This window comes from Paenibacillus stellifer, from assembly GCF_000758685.1.
Classification (GTDB): domain Bacteria; phylum Bacillota; class Bacilli; order Paenibacillales; family Paenibacillaceae; genus Paenibacillus_AQ; species Paenibacillus_AQ stellifer.
In genome coordinates, this window is sequence record NZ_CP009286.1 from 3,772,909 (window position 1) to 3,789,778 (window position 16,870).

At 55.1% G+C, this 16,870-nt stretch carries 17 protein-coding genes and 1 pseudogene; all 18 read right to left on the reverse strand.

Annotated elements, in window-relative coordinates; translation table 11 throughout:
* Nucleotides 1–185 precede the first annotated feature (185 nt).
* Nucleotides 186–452 (reverse strand): annotated as a pseudogene (locus tag PSTEL_RS17440) (PD-(D/E)XK nuclease family transposase); the annotation flags it as partial.
* A gap of 180 nt (nt 453–632) precedes the next feature.
* The gene (gene spo0A / locus PSTEL_RS17445; RefSeq protein WP_038697260.1) at nt 633–1,454 is read right to left on the reverse strand and encodes a sporulation transcription factor Spo0A; all 822 of its coding nucleotides are present in this window, start codon (nt 1,452–1,454) and stop codon (nt 633–635) included.
* 196 nt (nt 1,455–1,650) lie between these two features.
* Nucleotides 1,651–2,718 carry a SpoIVB peptidase gene (gene spoIVB, locus PSTEL_RS17450; RefSeq protein WP_425415226.1) on the reverse strand — a complete coding sequence of 356 codons (1,068 nt, stop codon included), beginning with the start codon at nt 2,716–2,718 and terminating at the stop codon, nt 1,651–1,653.
* 162 nt (nt 2,719–2,880) lie between these two features.
* Complete coding sequence (gene recN, locus PSTEL_RS17455; protein WP_038697264.1) at nt 2,881–4,617, reverse strand: DNA repair protein RecN; 1,737 nt, start codon at nt 4,615–4,617, stop codon at nt 2,881–2,883.
* A 31-nt stretch (nt 4,618–4,648) separates the two neighbouring features.
* Entirely contained in the window at nt 4,649–5,095 is a 447-nt protein-coding gene (ahrC, locus tag PSTEL_RS17460; protein ID WP_038697266.1) for a transcriptional regulator AhrC/ArgR, read from the reverse strand.
* Between the two features lie 29 nt (nt 5,096–5,124).
* The gene (locus tag PSTEL_RS17465; protein ID WP_038697269.1) at nt 5,125–5,598 is read right to left on the reverse strand and encodes a hypothetical protein; all 474 of its coding nucleotides are present in this window, start codon (nt 5,596–5,598) and stop codon (nt 5,125–5,127) included.
* Nucleotides 5,599–5,989: 391 nt separating this feature from the next.
* Nucleotides 5,990–6,895: a TlyA family RNA methyltransferase gene (locus PSTEL_RS17475; protein ID WP_038697273.1), complete on the reverse strand. Its 906-nt coding sequence runs from the start codon at nt 6,893–6,895 to the stop codon at nt 5,990–5,992.
* Nucleotides 6,896–6,942: 47 nt separating this feature from the next.
* Nucleotides 6,943–8,850 carry a 1-deoxy-D-xylulose-5-phosphate synthase gene (gene dxs, locus PSTEL_RS17480; protein WP_038697275.1) on the reverse strand — a complete coding sequence of 636 codons (1,908 nt, stop codon included), beginning with the start codon at nt 8,848–8,850 and terminating at the stop codon, nt 6,943–6,945.
* Between the two features lie 94 nt (nt 8,851–8,944).
* Complete coding sequence (locus PSTEL_RS17485; RefSeq protein WP_038701166.1) at nt 8,945–9,826, reverse strand: polyprenyl synthetase family protein; 882 nt, start codon at nt 9,824–9,826, stop codon at nt 8,945–8,947.
* A gap of 103 nt (nt 9,827–9,929) precedes the next feature.
* Complete coding sequence (gene xseB / locus PSTEL_RS17490) at nt 9,930–10,187, reverse strand: exodeoxyribonuclease VII small subunit (protein ID WP_038697277.1); 258 nt, start codon at nt 10,185–10,187, stop codon at nt 9,930–9,932.
* Nucleotides 10,156–11,541, reverse strand: a complete 1,386-nt coding sequence (gene xseA, locus PSTEL_RS17495) for an exodeoxyribonuclease VII large subunit (RefSeq protein ID WP_038697279.1) — start codon at nt 11,539–11,541, stop codon at nt 10,156–10,158. The genes xseB and xseA overlap by 32 nt, the downstream gene beginning before the upstream one ends.
* An 11-nt stretch (nt 11,542–11,552) precedes the next feature.
* A complete protein-coding gene (gene folD, locus PSTEL_RS17500) occupies nt 11,553–12,410 on the reverse strand; it encodes a bifunctional methylenetetrahydrofolate dehydrogenase/methenyltetrahydrofolate cyclohydrolase FolD (RefSeq protein WP_038697281.1) in 858 nt (285 codons plus the stop codon).
* Between the two features lie 71 nt (nt 12,411–12,481).
* Nucleotides 12,482–12,934 carry a transcription antitermination factor NusB gene (gene nusB, locus PSTEL_RS17505; protein WP_038697283.1) on the reverse strand — a complete coding sequence of 151 codons (453 nt, stop codon included), beginning with the start codon at nt 12,932–12,934 and terminating at the stop codon, nt 12,482–12,484.
* 394 nt (nt 12,935–13,328) lie between these two features.
* Nucleotides 13,329–13,559 carry a DUF2273 domain-containing protein gene (locus tag PSTEL_RS17510; protein WP_038697285.1) on the reverse strand — a complete coding sequence of 77 codons (231 nt, stop codon included), beginning with the start codon at nt 13,557–13,559 and terminating at the stop codon, nt 13,329–13,331.
* A gap of 15 nt (nt 13,560–13,574) precedes the next feature.
* Nucleotides 13,575–14,114, reverse strand: coding sequence for an alkaline shock response membrane anchor protein AmaP (gene amaP, locus PSTEL_RS17515; protein WP_038701168.1), 540 nt, complete (start codon nt 14,112–14,114; stop codon nt 13,575–13,577).
* A 164-nt stretch (nt 14,115–14,278) separates the two neighbouring features.
* Nucleotides 14,279–14,695: an Asp23/Gls24 family envelope stress response protein gene (locus tag PSTEL_RS17520; protein ID WP_038697287.1), complete on the reverse strand. Its 417-nt coding sequence runs from the start codon at nt 14,693–14,695 to the stop codon at nt 14,279–14,281.
* Nucleotides 14,696–14,808: 113 nt separating this feature from the next.
* Nucleotides 14,809–16,152, reverse strand: coding sequence for an acetyl-CoA carboxylase biotin carboxylase subunit (gene accC / locus PSTEL_RS17525; RefSeq protein WP_038697289.1), 1,344 nt, complete (start codon nt 16,150–16,152; stop codon nt 14,809–14,811).
* Nucleotides 16,153–16,342: 190 nt separating this feature from the next.
* Nucleotides 16,343–16,849: an acetyl-CoA carboxylase biotin carboxyl carrier protein gene (accB, locus tag PSTEL_RS17530; protein ID WP_038697291.1), complete on the reverse strand. Its 507-nt coding sequence runs from the start codon at nt 16,847–16,849 to the stop codon at nt 16,343–16,345.
* Between the last annotated feature and the right edge of the window lie 21 nt (nt 16,850–16,870).

Consider the following 16,870-nt stretch of genomic DNA (forward strand, 5'->3'; position numbering starts at 1 on the left):
TCCTTAATGCAACCGGTTGCATTATGATTATATAAAATCCTGTCCTTTAATGCAATAAGGAAATTTGCGAGCGTAATAGGCAGCATCCCTCTCCAATAAGCGGAGGAAGAACACGAAATCAAGGTGACCTCGGAAGGAGGGCACGAAAAAAGGGAGTTCCACAATGGAAACCCCCTGAGGTATAATTATTTCTTCAATGCAAGAATCTCTTGTTCCGATAATCCGGTCGCCTTGGCAATCGTGGCGATGTCGATGTTCAGCTTCAGCATATTATGTGCGACTTCCTTGATTCCAGCTTGTTTCGCTCCTTCGAGCATAGATGCTTCGTCATGCAGGTATTTCTGACGGGCCTCGTACAAGCGGCGAGCCTCCGAATCCTGGCTCAAATATTGCAGAGTATCCATGGCCTTCTCCAACCCGGGTTCATTCATCTTCAGTACCTCCCAATGAGTTTAATTATATCAATTTCCTTTTCGACTAACCATATATGTGACCATGATAGAGCATTGATGTATCCAACGGTTCTTCGAAATCTGTCATAGAAAAAAACCACTCCTTCATTAGTGTTTGGTACACCAATAAATAAGTGGTTTTGGTTGATTCGAGTTCTACGTGTCCTGATCCTTACCCTTTCACGACACCTTATGCTCAATCCGCAGCTTGTCGGCCACCATCGCGATGAATTCGCTGTTGGTTGGCTTGGACTTGCTGATGTTGATCGTGTATCCGAACAGATGACTGATGGAATCGATGTTGCCGCGTGTCCATGCCACCTCGATGGCATGACGGATCGCGCGCTCAACGCGGGAAGGCGTTGTCTTGAATTTCTCGGCAATGGCAGGGTACAGCGTCTTCGTAATTGCCCCTAGAATTTCGATGTTGTTATATACCATCGTGATGGCTTCACGCAGATACTGATAACCTTTAATATGAGCCGGAACGCCGATTTCATGAATGATCGAAGTGATGTTGGCATCCAGATTCTTGCCCTTGGACAACGGAACCACATTCGATTTGACTGCAGAGAAGGACGGCGAGCTGGAAGATGACGATGTCATGATGCTTCCGCTCTGCGTTCCGACCAGCTGCCTCACGCGATTGGTCAGCACTTCCATATCAAACGGTTTCAGAATATAGTACGAAGCTCCAAGCTGAACAGCTCGCTGCGTTATATTCTCCTGACCGAAAGCAGTCAGCATAATGATCTTGGGCTGAGGATTCAAATCCATCTCACGCAGGCGTTCCAACACGCCAAGTCCGTCAAGATGAGGCATGATAATATCAAGGATAAGAACGTCGGGAATTTTGCGGACCTGACTCAGCATCTGAACCACTTCTTCACCATTGTACGCAATACCGGTTACCGTCATATCTTCCTGCTCCGAAATATATTCAGCAAGCAAATTGGTAAATTCCCGGTTATCATCGGCCAATAGCACTTCAATTTTTTGCACAGGCTGTTTCCTCCTTAAAAGAATCTGCTTATCCAAACAGCATTTGATCAATCCTTCTAAGGATTTCGACAGACGAAATGATTTTCCTTCTGTCGAAAATTATTTTTCTTTATTTATTTTCGGCAATGAATTATAATTATTATTTTTGTTCCATTATTCGATGAAGTTCGGTATTGCTCGACAAAAAATCTTAAGGCTATACCGCCTTAAGATTGTAGAACAGGTTATGCTGCGCCGCTGCGCCGGAATCTTTCAGCATCCATTCAATGAAGCAGCCATAACCCGATTTGGGATCATTTACGAAGACATGTGTAACGGCTCCCACAAGCTTGCCATTCTGGACAATCGGACTCCCGCTCATTCCCTGAACGATCCCTCCGGTCTTATCGATCAGCCTTGAGTCGGTAATCCGCAGCACCATTCCCTTCGTAGCCGGCTCGTCCTGACGAGCTACGTGGATAATATTCACGTCAAACCGTTCCACACGTTGTCCTTCAACGACCGTAAGAATCTGCGCTGGCCCTTCTTTGACCTCGCGGCTCATTGCAACGGGAATTGGTTCACGGTATAGGCTGTGAGCGGGGTTGCTCCCCATTTTGCCGAAGATGCCAAAGTCCGTATTACTCTCAACATTCCCCAGCACTTGGCTTTCTTTTAGAAAATGGGCCCGCTTCTCACCGGGGTCACCATCCTGGCTCTTGGAAATGGAGGTTACGCTGGATTCGACGATATGACCGCTGCCGACCACAATCGGAGTACCAGTGTTCATATCCGTAATAACATGGCCAAGCGCGCCGTACACGCCTTCTTTGGGAGCATAGAAGGTAAGGGTTCCGACCCCTGCCGCCGAGTCGCGAATATACAATCCGAGGCGCCATACTTTGTCATTCCTGTCGTATGCCGGTTTCAGAGCTGCCGAACGCTCTTGTCCCCCTCGCTTAAACGTAATGTTCAGCTCCTTGCCCGCCTCGCCGGCGTGTTTAACAAGCTCCGCCACCTTGGACATATCGTCCAGCTTGACCCCGTTGATGGAAGTCATCAGATCGCCGGGCTCCAGCCCGCTGATCTCGCCGGGAGACAGCTTGCTGTCACGAGACACCTCCACCAGATGATGACCAACGACAAGCACTCCATCAGACTTGACCTTGACGCCGATCGTTTGACCGCCCGGGAACACCTTGATTTCCCGCTGAGCCGAAGCCTGCACGGAATCATTTCGGGCTGGAGAGGCAAAGCCGGAGTCAGATGCACTAAACCCGGACACACTAAGAAAAAAGGCAATGAAAAGACCAGGCACAACAATCCTGAGGTTGGGCTTCAATGGCTGTCACGCTCCCTTTTGCTTCTTTCGCTTGACGAAAAAAGTGGTCGCCAATTGCGTACCTATAAGATAACCCTGCCCCCAGGCTTTTATTACTGTCAATACTTAACCTGCCGGTGTTCCGACAGCCTTGCTCCCCTCCGCCAAGCCCAGCATTTCCTGCGCGTGATGCAGCGTTTTTTCGGTAATTTCCACGCCTCCGAGCATACGGGCCATCTCCATGACGCGTCCCTGCTCATTAAGCGGCTCCACCTCGGTCATCGTGCGTCCGTCCTCCACTTTTTTGCGGATCAAATACTGATGGTCGGCCATGCACGCCACCTGTGGAAGATGTGTGATGGAGAACACCTGGCAGGTGGACGACAGCTTGTACAGCTTGTCGGCGATCGACTGCGCTGCGCGTCCGCTGACCCCCGTATCGACTTCGTCGAAGATCAGCACCGGGATGTCTTCATGTCTGGCAAAAATGCTCTTCATCGCCAGCATGATCCGGGACAGCTCGCCACCGGAGGCGATTTTGCTGAGCGGGCGCAGAGGTTCGCCCGGATTGGGCGAGATCATGAACTCGGCGTTGTCGATTCCCTGTCTCGTGAGGCGAATGCGCCGGCCATCCACCTCTACGCCCCTGGGATCCTCTAGATAATCCAGCTTCACTTCAAGCGTAGTCCGTTCCATTTGAAGGTCCTTCAGCTCTCTCTCCACCTGGAAAGCCAGCTCACTGGCACACTTCCGCCGCGCCGCGCTGAGATGTTCCGCCGAAGCCATCAGCTCAGAAAGAAGCCCATCGCGCTTCGCGGTCAGCTTCGCCAGATACTCGTCTTTGTTCTCCAAGAGATCCGTCTCACGGGTAATCTGCTCGAAATGAGCCAAAATTTGTTCCACGCTGTCACCGTACTTGCGCCGGAGCGTATTGATCAAATCCAGCCGGGTCTCCACTTCTTCCAGCCTTGCCGGGTTGAATTCAATGTCCTCGCGGTAATCGCGAAGCTGAAAGGAAGCGTCCTCCAGCTGATAATAGGAAGATTGAAGCTGTTCCAGCAGCGGCCTCAAAGCTTTCTCGTCGAACCGGACGACATCCTCAAGCATGGAAATGACGTTCCCGATCGCCTCCAGCCCTTGACGGCCGTTCAGCAGCTCGTAAGCGCCTGAAATGGAATCCATCATTTTCTCGCTATGGGCTAGTTTGACCCTTTCATCGGAAAGTAATTCATCTTCTCCCGGTTTTAGCGCGGCCGCCGAAATTTCCTCCAGCTGAAAACGGTACAGATCCAGCATCTGGTACGCGCGCTGGCTGGAATCCTGAAGTTCCCTGAGCTCCTTCTCAACCGCAGCGAATTTGCTGTATTTCACCTGATAGTCCGTCTTCAGCGGGCCGATCACCGCTTCTCCATACGTATCAAGAAGGCTTAAGTGGCGATCCGGACGAAGCAGGTTCTGATGCTCATGCTGTCCGTGGATATTGACAAGCTGCTCGCCGATTTCACGGAGCATGGTCAGATTGACCATTTGTCCGTTGACCCGCGAGGTGCTCTTCCCCTGGGCATTCAGCTCTCTGCGGATTATGAGGTGCTCTTCCTTCTGGGCCCGTATGCCAAGCCTCTCCAGCGTCGCCCAAACCGAGTGGTCATCCGGCAGATTGAACAAGGCTTCCATCTCGGCTTTCTCACAGCCGTAGCGAATGGAATCCGCCGACCCCCGCGCTCCCGCGATCATACCCAGCGCATCGATGATAATCGATTTCCCCGCGCCTGTCTCGCCAGTAAGCACATGAAATCCGGGATAAAAATGAACATCAACCGATTCTACAACCGCCAGATTACGGATCGATAACGTTTCCAGCACGAAAAGCACCTCCTAGACTTAACTGCCTGTATCAGATATAACCCATGATTTGGGAAACCACACTCGTACTGTCTTTAGGTTCGCGGCAAATGATCAGAATCGTATCATCACCTGAAATGGTTCCCATAATCTCCGGCCACTCGATACTGTCGATAAGCGCGGCGACCGAGTTGGCGGTACCGGGCAGGCATTTCATCACAACCAGATTACCCGAATAATCAATGTGGACGAAATTATCCACCAGCACCCGCCTTAACTTCTGGGTCGGATTATAGCGCTGATCGGTCGGCAGCGAATATTTGTATCTCCCGTCATCCATGGGAACCTTAATGAGCAGGAGCTCCTTGATATCGCGCGAGACCGTCGCCTGGGTAACCTGAAACCCCGCGTCCCGCAGCGCTTCGACCAGCTCGTCCTGGGTTTCGATTTCCCGGTGGGTAATAATTTCGCGAATCTTGATATGTCGTTGACCTTTCATGTAGATCCTCCCGTTTGGTTAAAAAGATTCTAGTCATTCTCTCCGTCGTCCCTGCCGAATGTAATTACATGAACCGCCGCTTCCGGAGCGTTCACATACAGCACGCCCCCAACTTCCGGATAAATCAGCAGAAAGGGAAGGAGCATGTCCCGAATACCGCTCCCCGTCCATTCCAGCGGCCGGCGCGGGCGTGCCAGCAGTACCAGATATGAGGTTCCGTCATCCGAGGCCGCTACGTAATCAACGAACAGCCGGCTGTAGAGCGGCGTCCCGTTCACCCGGAACGAGAGCGGAATCTTGAGCCTTCCGCCTATCACTTCATATCCGGCCTGCTCCAGCAGGCCTATGGCAGGGTGTGGAGGAATGTCTTCGTTCAGCGGAAGACGGTCCTGCAGGAAGGAGCGGGGCGAACTCTGCAGCCATACGTAAATGCGGTAGATTATAAAAACCGCTGCCAGCGTGCCGATAATCGCCATAACCGCTTTGTCGGGGCTTCCCGTCATCTCGTCATCACCTCGGTGATGTATTCGAGCCGGAGACACCGATTCCCTCCCGATTCTCAAAAGAAAGGCGCAATCCCGTTGTAATTAGCATACCCCGGATTTCCAAAATGGCTCTGGTTCGCTGCATATAGTTTCATAGCCTGGACCGTCCGGGAGACGGCCCTGGCATGCCGAATTTTGGTTCTTCTGCTGTAGTATACACGAATAAACGTTCGCATTTCAAGTGGGTTCCGCTTTTCTATTACAGCAAAGGCCCATTTCCGGGAAGCCTTACTTTACTGTTGCTGTTACAGATCTGCCTCCGGAACAAAAGAAAGACTGCCGATGATCTCGGCAGCCTTAAGCGGCGATCCGCTGAACGATTTCCCTAATCCGATATTTGCTCGGGCCGTTACCGGCGCGGCGAGCCTCCGGATGACGGCGCTTGACCACCGAACGTCCCGGAAGCGTCGGCCGTCACTCTTGCCGCCAGCTCAGCGAACCCGGAATCAGGCGTTCCTGAAGACGCGTCTTCCGCAATCTGACCGGCCTGTTCATGTTCAAGTCTCCAGTGAGCCAGAAACTCAATATTCCCTTCCCCACCCGTAATGGGAGAGAAGGTCAGCCCTTGCAGACGGTAGCCGAGCTCTTGAGCCATGCTCAGCACGTTCACCAGCACCTCGCGATGAACCGCAGAATCCCGGACGACTCCCGATTTGCCCACCTTCTCCCTGCCAGCCTCGAACTGCGGTTTGATGAGCGCTACGATATCAGCGGGACGCTGCAGCAGTTCCTTAAGCGGAGGCAGAATAATTTTGAGCGAAATGAAAGAGACGTCAATGCTCGCAAAATCCGGAGCCGGCCCCTGCAGATCAGAAGGCGTCATATAACGGAAATTGGTCCGTTCCATGACACAGACGCGCTTATCTTCCCGGAGCGACCAATCCAGTTGGTTGTAGCCAACATCAATGGCATATACATAGCTCGCTCCGTTCTGCAGCGCGCAGTCGGTAAATCCGCCGGTCGAAGCGCCGATATCGAGCATCGTTCTTCCGGTGACATCAATTCCGAAGGTGCGCAGCGCCTTCTCCAGCTTGAGCCCGCCCCGGCTCACATAGGGATGCACAGCGCCCTTCACCTTAAGGACTGAACTGCGCGGCACCTTCATGCCCGCCTTCTCGATCCGTTCCTCGTCAGCGAGCACAAGACCGGCCATGATGGCTGCCTTGGCCTTCTCCCGGCTCTCATAGAAACCCTGCTCGACAAGCAGTACATCGATTCTTTCTTTGGGACTGCGTTCCTTCTCTTTACCTTCCATAGTCATCTCCAGCTTGTAGGTTATCGCTTACCCGAATAAGGGGTAGATTATGAGGACGTTGTCGTCTTGCCGTACGGATAAGTGCTGACCGCCTTCATCGATTTGATTCGGGCACACAGTCCTTCGACGGTGAGCCCTGTCATCTGCCGCTGCTCCTTGACCGAACCGTGCTCGACAAAGATATCCGGAACTCCCATCAGCTCCACGGTTACATGATGAAGCCCGTGCTCTGCGAAAAACTCAAGCACCGCGCTTCCCAGGCTTCCCGCCTGGCTTGCTTCCTCCAGCACGACCAGCTTCGTACCTGCGCGTGCAAGATCAAGCAGCATATCATGGTCCAGCGGCTTCAGGAATCGTGCGTTGATCACTCCGGCCTGAATGCCCTCGCGCTTCAGCGCCTCGGACGCCTCTTCGGCTACCTGAACCATCGGCCCGCAGGCGATAACCGCGATATCGTCGCCGGGACGCATGCGCTCCCATGTGCCGATCGGCAGGCAGCGAAGCTCCGCATCCAGCGGAACGCCGGTTCCGTTGACGCGCGGGTAGCGATAGGCGATCGGACCGTCGTTATATTCAAGCGCCGTCTTCATCATATGGCGCAGCTCATTCTCGTCCTTCGGCATCATCAGCACGATGTTCGGAATATGCCGCATGAAGGCGATATCGTAGACGCCATGATGCGTCTCTCCATCGGCGCCAACGAAGCCGGCTCTGTCGATCGCGAACATGACGTTGGCGTTATGGCGGCAGATGTCATGGACAATCTGATCGTAAGCCCGCTGCATGAAGGTTGAATAGACGGCGAACACCGGCTTCATTCCTTCCATCGCCAGCGCCGCGCACAGCGTTGCCGCATGCTGCTCGGCGATGCCGACGTCGATCATTCTTCCCGGGAATTCCTTGGCAAAAGGAAACAGACCGGAGCCGCCCGGCATGGCCGGTGTAACGGCAATGAGGCGTTCGTCCTGCTTGCCAAGCTCAATCAGCGTCTCCCCGAACACATCGGTGTACATCGGGTTCCCTACGGCCTTCAGCACCTGGCCGGATTCGATTTTGTAAGGCGTGATGCCATGCCACTTATAGGAATCGGCTTCCGCCGGCTTATAGCCTTTGCCCTTGGTAGTCAGCGCATGAACAAGCACCGGACCCGCAACATTGTCCGCCTGATGGAATGTATCGATCATCGTCTGGATGTCATGGCCGTCCACCGGGCCCAAATACGTGAAGCCCAGCTCTTCGAACAGCACGCCGGGAACCATCATGTATTTCACGCTGTCCTTCATGCGCTCTGCCGTCTTCGCCAATCGTCCGCCGATCGCCGGAATTTTCTTCAGCAGCGTCTCCACTTCATCCTTGGCCCGCAGATAATGCCGGTCCGAGCGGATTTTGCTCAAATAGTTGTGCATGGCCCCGACATTCGGAGCGATGGACATCTCATTGTCGTTGAGAATAACCATCAGCTTGCGCCGCTCGTGGCCGATATGGTTCAGCGCCTCAAAGGCCATGCCGCCCGTAAGCGCACCGTCGCCGATCACGGCGACCACCTTGTTGTCCTCTCCCTTGAAGTCGCGCGCCATTGCCATGCCCATCGCGGCGGAGAGTGAGGTGCTGCTGTGTCCGGCTTCCCATACGTCATGCTCGCTCTCGGATCGCTTGACGAAGCCGCACAGCCCGTCTAATTTGCGGAGCGTATCGAAGCGGTCACTGCGGCCGGTCAATATTTTATGGACATACGCCTGATGTCCGACATCGAAGATGAATTTGTCCCTGGGACTGTCATAACAGTAATGCAGGGCCAGCGTGAGCTCCACGACTCCCAGATTGGAGGCCAGATGTCCGCCGGTAACGGACAGCTTCTCAATTAAAAACCGGCGAATCTCGTCCGCCAGCGAGTTTAATTGCTCGATCGATAGCGATTTCAGTTGCTGTGGATCATTCAGTTGTGGAAGCAGCACGTGAATTCCCCGCTTTCCTGATGTTGTAAAGTATAACCCTCATTATAACATAAGTGAAACGGCTGTCGAAAGGCAGCCGTTTCCGTGACAAGCTCTAGTGATCTCTCGACATTAAATACTCCGCGATCTCCAGAAGCCGCGACGCGTCGGAGAACCCGCCGTCCAGCACAGCATCCTTGGCCTCTCCTGTGAGCCGCTCCACTTCCCGGCGCGATTCCTCCAGCCCGATAAAATAAGGATAAGTCACCTTCTGCTGGCGGACATCGCTTCCGGTCTTCTTGCCGAGCTTGCCCTCGTCCCCGACAAGGTCCAGAATATCGTCCTGCACCTGAAAGGCCAGTCCAATATTAACGCCAAAACGCCGGAGCGCCTCCAGCTGCCGCTCGTCCGCTCCCGCAATCCGGCCACCGGCCAGCAGCGAGAATACGATCAAGTCCCCCGTCTTGTGCAGATGGATGTATTTCAGGCTGTCCAGATCAGTCAGCCCCTGCTCGCCATCCATATCGGCGGTCTGTCCGCCGACCATGCCGCGCGGACCGGCCATCTCGGCCAGGTCCTCGACGATTGAGAGCACACGCTCGGCAGGAACGCCGTGAGCCCGTGAGGACTGAACGACGCTGTAGAAAGCATGCGTCAGCAGCGCGTCGCCCGCCAGAATGGCGGTCGCCTCCCCGAACACTTTATGATTCGTCAGCCGTCCGCGGCGGTAATCGTCATCGTCCATCGCGGGAAGGTCGTCATGGATCAGTGAGTAAGTATGCACCATCTCGATGGCGGCTGCCACCGGAAGCGCCGCTTCCCGGCTTCCCCCGAGCGCCTCGCAGGCCGCGATCACGAGAAGAGGACGCAGGCGCTTGCCTCCGGCAAGCAGCGAGTAGCCCATCGCTTCTGCCAGCTTGGCCGGAACCTCCCAATGCGCCGGGAACAGCTTCTCAGGCGTCAGCAGGGCGGTTACCAAATCCGTAACGCCTGCCATATATTCATTCAGCGGTTGGCGGCGGTCATTGGGACCGGACACAGCTTCCGATGCAGGCCGGTCCTCAGGCCCGTCTCCGCGAAGTGCGCCGCTGCCGCTATAATCAGAATTCATCGGCAGCCCCTTCCAGCGCATCGCCGAACGGCTTCTTGCGCAGTTCTCCGTCTTCTTCGACGATCATCTCGATCTTGCGCTCCACCTGCTCCAGCTTGGCTCCGCACAGCTGGGAGAGCTTCATGCCCTGCTGGAACAGATCAATCGCTTTCTCCAGCGGAACATCGCCGTGCTCCAGTTCACGCACGATCAGCTCCAGCCGGTCCATCGCTTCCTCAAACCCCAGTTCCGCTTCTTCCTTCGCCATGTTCCTTCGCATCCTCCTTCATTCCCCATACCTGGCAGTCCAGCTGGCCGTCCGCCAGCTTCACGACAACCAGGTCGCCGAGCTGAACCTCGCCCAGCGATTTGATCAGGTGCTGTTCCTTCTCGTCATAGACCAGGCTGTATCCGCGCGCCATGACTTTAAGCGGGCTCAGCGCGTCCAGCGCTTTGAGCTCCGCCGCGAACCGGGCGCGCTTGTTCCCAATGGCCGCCCTCATGGCGGCGGCCAGTTCCCGCTTCGCGGATTCGGCGCGCTGCCTCGCGGCGATGACGCCCTCGCGCGGGCTGTGCCGCTCCAGGCGGTGATGCAGCACCGCCTGACGGTCGCGCGCCCGCGCTGCCTTCGACTCCAGCGCGCGCGTCAGCCGCTGCTGGAGCATGTCCAGCCGCTGCGCGTGCTGGAGCAGGGGCCGGCGCGGATTCGTGAGCGCCGGCGAGCGCCGCAGCGCGTCCAGCCGCTCGCGGCCGCGCTGCGCGCGCCGCTGCAAGCCCTGGCGCAGCAGGCGCTGCTGCTGGCGGAGCTGCGACATGAGCTCCGCCGAGCTCGGCACGGCCAGCTCCGCTGCGGCCGTGGGCGTCGCGGCCCTCAGGTCGGCCGCGAAATCCGCGATCGTAAAATCGGTCTCGTGGCCGACAGCCGAGATGACCGGAATGTCCGACTCGGCGATGGCGCGCGCAACCGCTTCTTCGTTGAACGCCCACAGCTCCTCCAGCGAGCCGCCGCCCCGGCCGACAATGAGCACGTCGGCTTCGCCGATGACGTTCAGATTCCGGATCGCCTTCACGATGGAAGGCGCGGCGGTCTTCCCCTGGACAAGCACGGGATACAGGACAATCTCCACCTGCGGAAACCGCCGGTGAAGCGTAATCAGAATATCCCGGACCGCCGCTCCCGTCGGCGACGTTACAACGCCGATGCATTTGGGGTAACGGGGAAGCGGCCGCTTCCGCCCCTGATCGAACAGCCCCTCCTGCTCCAGCTTCTTCTTCAACTGCTCGTAAGCCAGATACAGGCTGCCGATGCCGTCGGGCTGCATATGGGTAGCGTAGAACTGATATTGTCCGTCCCGCTCATACACCGTTACATTTCCTCTGGCGATTACCCGTGAGCCTTCCTTCGGTACGAACGGCAGCCGCTGGTTGTGGGACGCGAACATGATCGCCTTGATCCGGCTGCTCTCGTCCTTCAGCGTGAAGTACATATGTCCGCTGCCGTGATGCGTGAAATTCGAAATCTCGCCCCGAATCCACACATCGGACAGCACGGTGTCAGAGTCCAGCTTCATGCGGATGTACCGGTTCAGATCTTTAATGGAAAATACCTTGCGATCCGCCATGAGAAGGCTCCCTATTCCAGACCGCGGCGGCGCTTCGCTGCCGTCAGGGTGTTCACCATCAGCATCGTGATGGTCATCGGGCCCACGCCGCCGGGAACCGGCGTTATGTAGCCTGCAACTTCCTTGGCGCTGTCGTAATCGACATCTCCCGCCAGCTTGCCGTTGTCCAGACGGTTCATGCCTACGTCAATTACAACCGCGCCCGGCTTCACATAGGATGCGTCGATGAAGTTGGCGCGGCCGATTGCCACCACGAGCACATCGGCCATTTTGCACAGCTCGGCCATATTAGTCGTACGGGAATGGCACATTGTAACTGTCGCGTTCTCCCGCTGCAGCAGCAGAGATACCGGCTTGCCGACAATGTTGCTGCGTCCGACAACAACCGCATGCTTGCCGGAGAGGTCAATGCCCGTCCGCTTGATCAGCTCGATGACGCCGGCAGGCGTACAGGGCAGCAGACTGTCATCGCCGATAACGAGATTGCCGACGTTGACCGGATGGAAGCCGTCTACGTCCTTCTCTACGGAAATGGCGTCGATTACCGCTTTTTCGTTGATGTGTTTGGGGAGCGGAAGCTGCACCAGAATACCGTCGATATCATCGTCGTTGTTCAGTTCATCTACCAAGGCGAGCAGCTGCTCCTGAGTGGTGGTTGCGGGCAGCCGGTGTACGACCGAGTGAAAGCCGAGGCTGATGCATGTTTTTTCCTTGCTGTTCACATAGACCTGCGAACCCGGATCTTCACCGACGAGTACAACGGCCAGGCCCGGCTTAACGCCTTGCCCCGCGAGCGTCGCGACCTCCTTGGCGATATCTACACGAATCTCTTCGGAAACCAATTTACCGCTGATGATTGCTGCTGTCATGACACTCTTCTCCCCTTATTCTTGAAGTTAGTTGGATAGGCCCGCGGCTTGCAGCCATTCGGTCCTGCTGATCAGTTATGTTTAGCCTTCAGCTCTTCCAGATCCTGAATCATCTTGCCCAGTACGCCGTTGACGAACTTGCCGGAATCCTCTGTACCAAAATGCTTGGCCAGCTCAATCGCCTCATTGACGGCAACTTTGGCCGGTACATCGTTCAGATAGATCATTTCATAGGCGGCCAATCGCAAAATTTGACGGTCCACACGCGAGAGACGGCTCATCTGCCAGCCTTTCAAATAGTGTTCCAGCATGTCGTCGATCGCAGGCTTGGCTTCCCATATGCCGTTGACATGGCTGAGCACATAATCCCGCATCAGCGCCTCGTCCCCGATTGTCCGGTCCGTCTCGTTATCCTCGGCCGCTTCGTCCAGCAGCATGGTCACGGCTTCGCTGCTCTCTACCTCATTCATTTCCATCTGATACAGACTTTGAATCACAATTTCTCTTGCTACGCGTCTTTTCATTAGTACCTCCTTCATATACTTACAGCCGGAGTTCGGCGCTTACAGCCGGAGTTCGGCCGGGGGGATTACCGCTTCCATGCACCCGTTCAAGGCTCTCTCTGATAATGTCCGCATCACGTTTCAATTCCATACGAGAGGCGGGGAGCGAAAATCGAAGAGTCCCTTCCCCCTTAACAGACAGACTTCTTCTTAGCAAATCGCTTATTAATTCTTATCACAAGGATAAACGCCTAACGGCGTCCTTTAGGCGCCGTGCATTTACCGAGAAATAGAAGACCTATTGTAAGCAACAACTTATAATGTCTTATATTTTAAAAAAAACCGCGCCAGTCCTCATTCGGAGATCATTCACAGCTAACCGGTACGCTCCCGAAAGAAAGACTTTTAGCGCGGTTCATTTAAAAGGGCGCCAACGGGACGACAGCCGCTCCAGCAGTTCCCGCCAGGGAAACAGGGGAGCCTGTGCGTCTTTTCGTCCGCCAAGCGTATACCCGATGAACACAACCAGTGCAAAGAACAGCATATCCCAAAAACCGCTGATTAAATAAATGATGCCTAGCAGCAGACCAAAAGCCGCTCCCGTTATTCTGCCTCCGTGACTTTCCCATAATTCTCTCCAGGGCATAGGGGAAACCCACCTCTATTCCACTCGACTTTTGAAGCTGGGGGACTGAGCAAGGTTCGCAATGTAGACCGACACATCGGCTACCGGAACGCCTGTCGTCTCCTGCACATATTCATGAACCTGGCGCTGGATATCCGATGTCAGCAGCGGCAGCGAATGATCGCCGTCGACGACGCCGCGAATCATAATTTCGAGACCCGCCTGAGACACGCGAATGCGCGACTTCAGATCCCGGATGCCTTTGACGCGTCCTGCGGCCTTCAGACTTAAATTCTCAATCGTCTCCATGGAGATTTGAATATCCCCGTACTCCGTCCGCTGATCGACCGAAAGACTGGAAGAACGGTCCCGGCGCAGCGAGATATAGAAGAAGCGGATGCTGAGCAGGAACAGAATGACCGAGCCGGCGACCGCAGCGATGTAGACCGTGTTCCAGTCACGGATCTCCAGATTCCAGGGCACGACGCCGCTTAGCAGAAGGAGGGCAATTACCGATAATATTCCGATGCTTAAGCTGTACAGAAACAGCAGAAGTCTGTCCAAAATTTTGGCCACGAACCGCATAACCTCCTTAAAATAGAGAAACCCTCGACCGAAAGCGTCGGGGGTTCAAAGAAAACCCCACACAGTTGGTGGGGCTGTCGTTTGATGCTTGCTCAGGTACACCTGGTAGGGACCCCGGGAATGTATGGATTCTTCAGGCTGCCTCGCCAGAGTCCTTATTTCACGCGAAGAGCAGAATCCGTATCTTCGACGCTTGTGTTCTTCTCGACGGCCTTGAACTGAACATCGTGAATTTGGACATTCACTTCCACCACGGTCAGGCCGGTCATCGTCTCGATGGAACGCTTGACGTTGCGCTGAATCTCAGCTGCGACTTCAGGAAGACGGTTGCCGTATTCGACGATAACGGATACATCCACCGCCGCCTCGCGTTGGCCGACTTCTACTTTAACGCCCTTCGAAAGGTTCTTGCGGCCCAGGAGCTCGACAATGCCTCCGGCAAATCCGCCGCTCATGCCGGCCACGCCTTTAACCTCAACGGTTGCTAGTCCCGCGATAATCTCGATTACCTCGGGAGCGATCTGGATTTCACCGATTTCCGTCCGCTCGAATTCTGTAGGCACTGTACTCATAATTGTCCCCCACACCTTTCAACTTAGTTCATACTGGCCTAAGCGTAAGTTCGTTTCTCATTAAACATACTATATCATTTGCCGATCTTTATGACAAACAAAGCGGCCATGCCCTAAATTTCATATTCCTCCAGGAATTTAATATCGAAGTTGCCGTCCAGGAACACCGGGTGCTCCAGAAGCTTCTGATGGAACGGGATAGTCGTATGAATGCCTTCCACGGCAAATTCACCCAAGGCCCGCTTCATTTTCTGCACCGCTTCCTGACGGGTCGGCGCCCAGACGATCAACTTCGCGATCATGGAGTCGTAGAAAGGCGATATTGTGCATCCGGGGTAGGCGGCGCTGTCGATGCGTACGCCGAGCCCGCCTGGGGGCAGGTAGAATCCGATTTTGCCCGGCGAAGGCATGAAGTTCTTCGCCGGATCTTCCGCGTTGATCCGGCACTCGATGGCCCAGCCGTTGATTCTGATATCATCCTGCGTAAAGGTCAGCGGATTGCCCTCCGCTACCGAAATCATTTCCTTGATCAGATCGACGCCCGTCACCATCTCGGTAACGGGATGCTCAACCTGGATGCGGGTGTTCATCTCCATGAAATAGAATTGCCCGTCCGAACCGAGAAGGAACTCCAGCGTCCCTGCGCCGGAGTATCTCACTGCCTCCGCAGCGCGCACGGCCGCTTCGCCCATGGCCTGCCGGATATCCGGCGTGAGCACCGGGCAAGGCGCCTCCTCGACAAGCTTCTGCCGCCGGCGCTGCACAGAGCAGTCACGTTCGCCCAGGTACACCACATTGCCGTGATTGTCGGCGATAATCTGAATCTCGACATGCTTCATGCCCGTCAGGTATTTCTCCAGGTATACGCCGGCATTGCCGAACGCCTTCTGGGCTTCCTGCTGGGCTGCGGTGATCTGCTTGACAAGCGATTCCTCGTCCTCGGCAATGCGGATTCCCTTGCCTCCGCCGCCGGCAGTCGCTTTGACGATGATCGGGTAGCCGATCTCCCGTCCGAGCCGGACCGCATCCTCCACGTCTTCAACTAAACCGTCCGAGCCCGGGATGACGGGAACTCCCGCTTTCTTCATCGTATCCTTCGCGACAGCCTTGTCTCCCATTCGGGTGATGGCTTCCGGAGACGGACCGATAAAGATGATGTTGCAGGACCCGCAAATTTCGGCGAAATCGGCGTTCTCAGCCAGAAAGCCGTAGCCGGGATGAATGGCGTCGCATTCCGTCAGGGTTGCGACGCTCATAATATTCGTGAAGTTCAAATAACTGTCTTTGGACGCCGTAGGGCCAATGCAGTACGCTTCGTCGGCAAGCCGGACATGAAGCGAATCGCGGTCGGGCTCCGAATAGACGGCTACGGTGGAAATGCCAAGTTCGCGGCAGGCGCGAATGATCCGGACGGCGATTTCGCCCCGATTGGCAATCAGCACTTTATGGATGTTCATGTCTATCCTCCCAAGGATAAACGTCTATCGGCGTCTTCTTGACGCCAAACGTTTACCGAGAAATCTAAGTCCAGTTTAATAAATGAAGCTATAACCAAGTGGATCCTAATAAGAAACGTCGGCCTTTTCCTCTCATTATCCGCTCATGCGGCGCTGGTCCTTGCCATCCGTCACCAGTTGAAATATTTGGCTATTCCGGTTTCACCAGGAACAGCGGCTGGCCATATTCCACCAGCTGGCCGTTCTCGGCCAGAATTGAGACGATCTCGCCGCGAACTTCGGCTTCAAGTTCGTTCATGAGCTTCATTGCCTCTATAATGCACACCGTCGATTTCTCGGTTACTTTGTCTCCTTCGCTGACGAAAGCAGGAGAATCCGGCGAAGCCGAGGTGTAGAACGTTCCTACCATTGGAGATACGATTTTATGTAAATTTCCTTCTGCAGGAGCCGGTGCAGATTCCTGAGGGGCTGCGGCCGGAGCCGACTGGACGGACGGCTGGGATACAGGAGCCTGCGGAGCCGGTGTAAAGGGATACGGATAAGGAGCTGTCGGAACTGCTTGCACTTCCGCAGCTTCGGACCGGTCCGGCTTGCGGATGGCCAGCTTCATTCCTTCGCTCTCAATCTCCAGTTCATGGACGGAGGAAGTCTGGTCCAGCAGTTTGATCAATTCCTTAATTTCGCTTAGTTTGAACATTTCGATCCATTCACTCCTTCA

Excerpts from the sequence above, each read along its gene's own strand:
- PSTEL_RS17510 (WP_038697285.1), bottom strand. The coding sequence starts at position 13,559 with ATGCCCTGGAGAGAATTATGGGAAAGTCACGGAGGCAGAATAACGGGA.
- accB (WP_038697291.1), bottom strand. The coding sequence starts at position 16,849 with ATGTTCAAACTAAGCGAAATTAAGGAATTGATCAAACTGCTGGACCAG.
- PSTEL_RS17465 (WP_038697269.1), bottom strand. The coding sequence starts at position 5,598 with ATGACGGGAAGCCCCGACAAAGCGGTTATGGCGATTATCGGCACGCTG.
- folD (WP_038697281.1), bottom strand. The coding sequence starts at position 12,410 with ATGACAGCAGCAATCATCAGCGGTAAATTGGTTTCCGAAGAGATTCGT.
- PSTEL_RS17520 (WP_038697287.1), bottom strand. The coding sequence starts at position 14,695 with ATGAGTACAGTGCCTACAGAATTCGAGCGGACGGAAATCGGTGAAATC.
- PSTEL_RS17485 (WP_038701166.1), bottom strand. The coding sequence starts at position 9,826 with ATGGCAGGCGTTACGGATTTGGTAACCGCCCTGCTGACGCCTGAGAAG.
- ahrC (WP_038697266.1), bottom strand. The coding sequence starts at position 5,095 with ATGAAAGGTCAACGACATATCAAGATTCGCGAAATTATTACCCACCGG.
- PSTEL_RS17475 (WP_038697273.1), bottom strand. The coding sequence starts at position 6,895 with ATGGAAGGTAAAGAGAAGGAACGCAGTCCCAAAGAAAGAATCGATGTA.
- xseA (WP_038697279.1), bottom strand. The coding sequence starts at position 11,541 with ATGGCGGATCGCAAGGTATTTTCCATTAAAGATCTGAACCGGTACATC.
- xseB (WP_038697277.1), bottom strand. The coding sequence starts at position 10,187 with ATGGCGAAGGAAGAAGCGGAACTGGGGTTTGAGGAAGCGATGGACCGG.
- accC (WP_038697289.1), bottom strand. The coding sequence starts at position 16,152 with ATGAACATCCATAAAGTGCTGATTGCCAATCGGGGCGAAATCGCCGTC.
- nusB (WP_038697283.1), bottom strand. The coding sequence starts at position 12,934 with ATGAAAAGACGCGTAGCAAGAGAAATTGTGATTCAAAGTCTGTATCAG.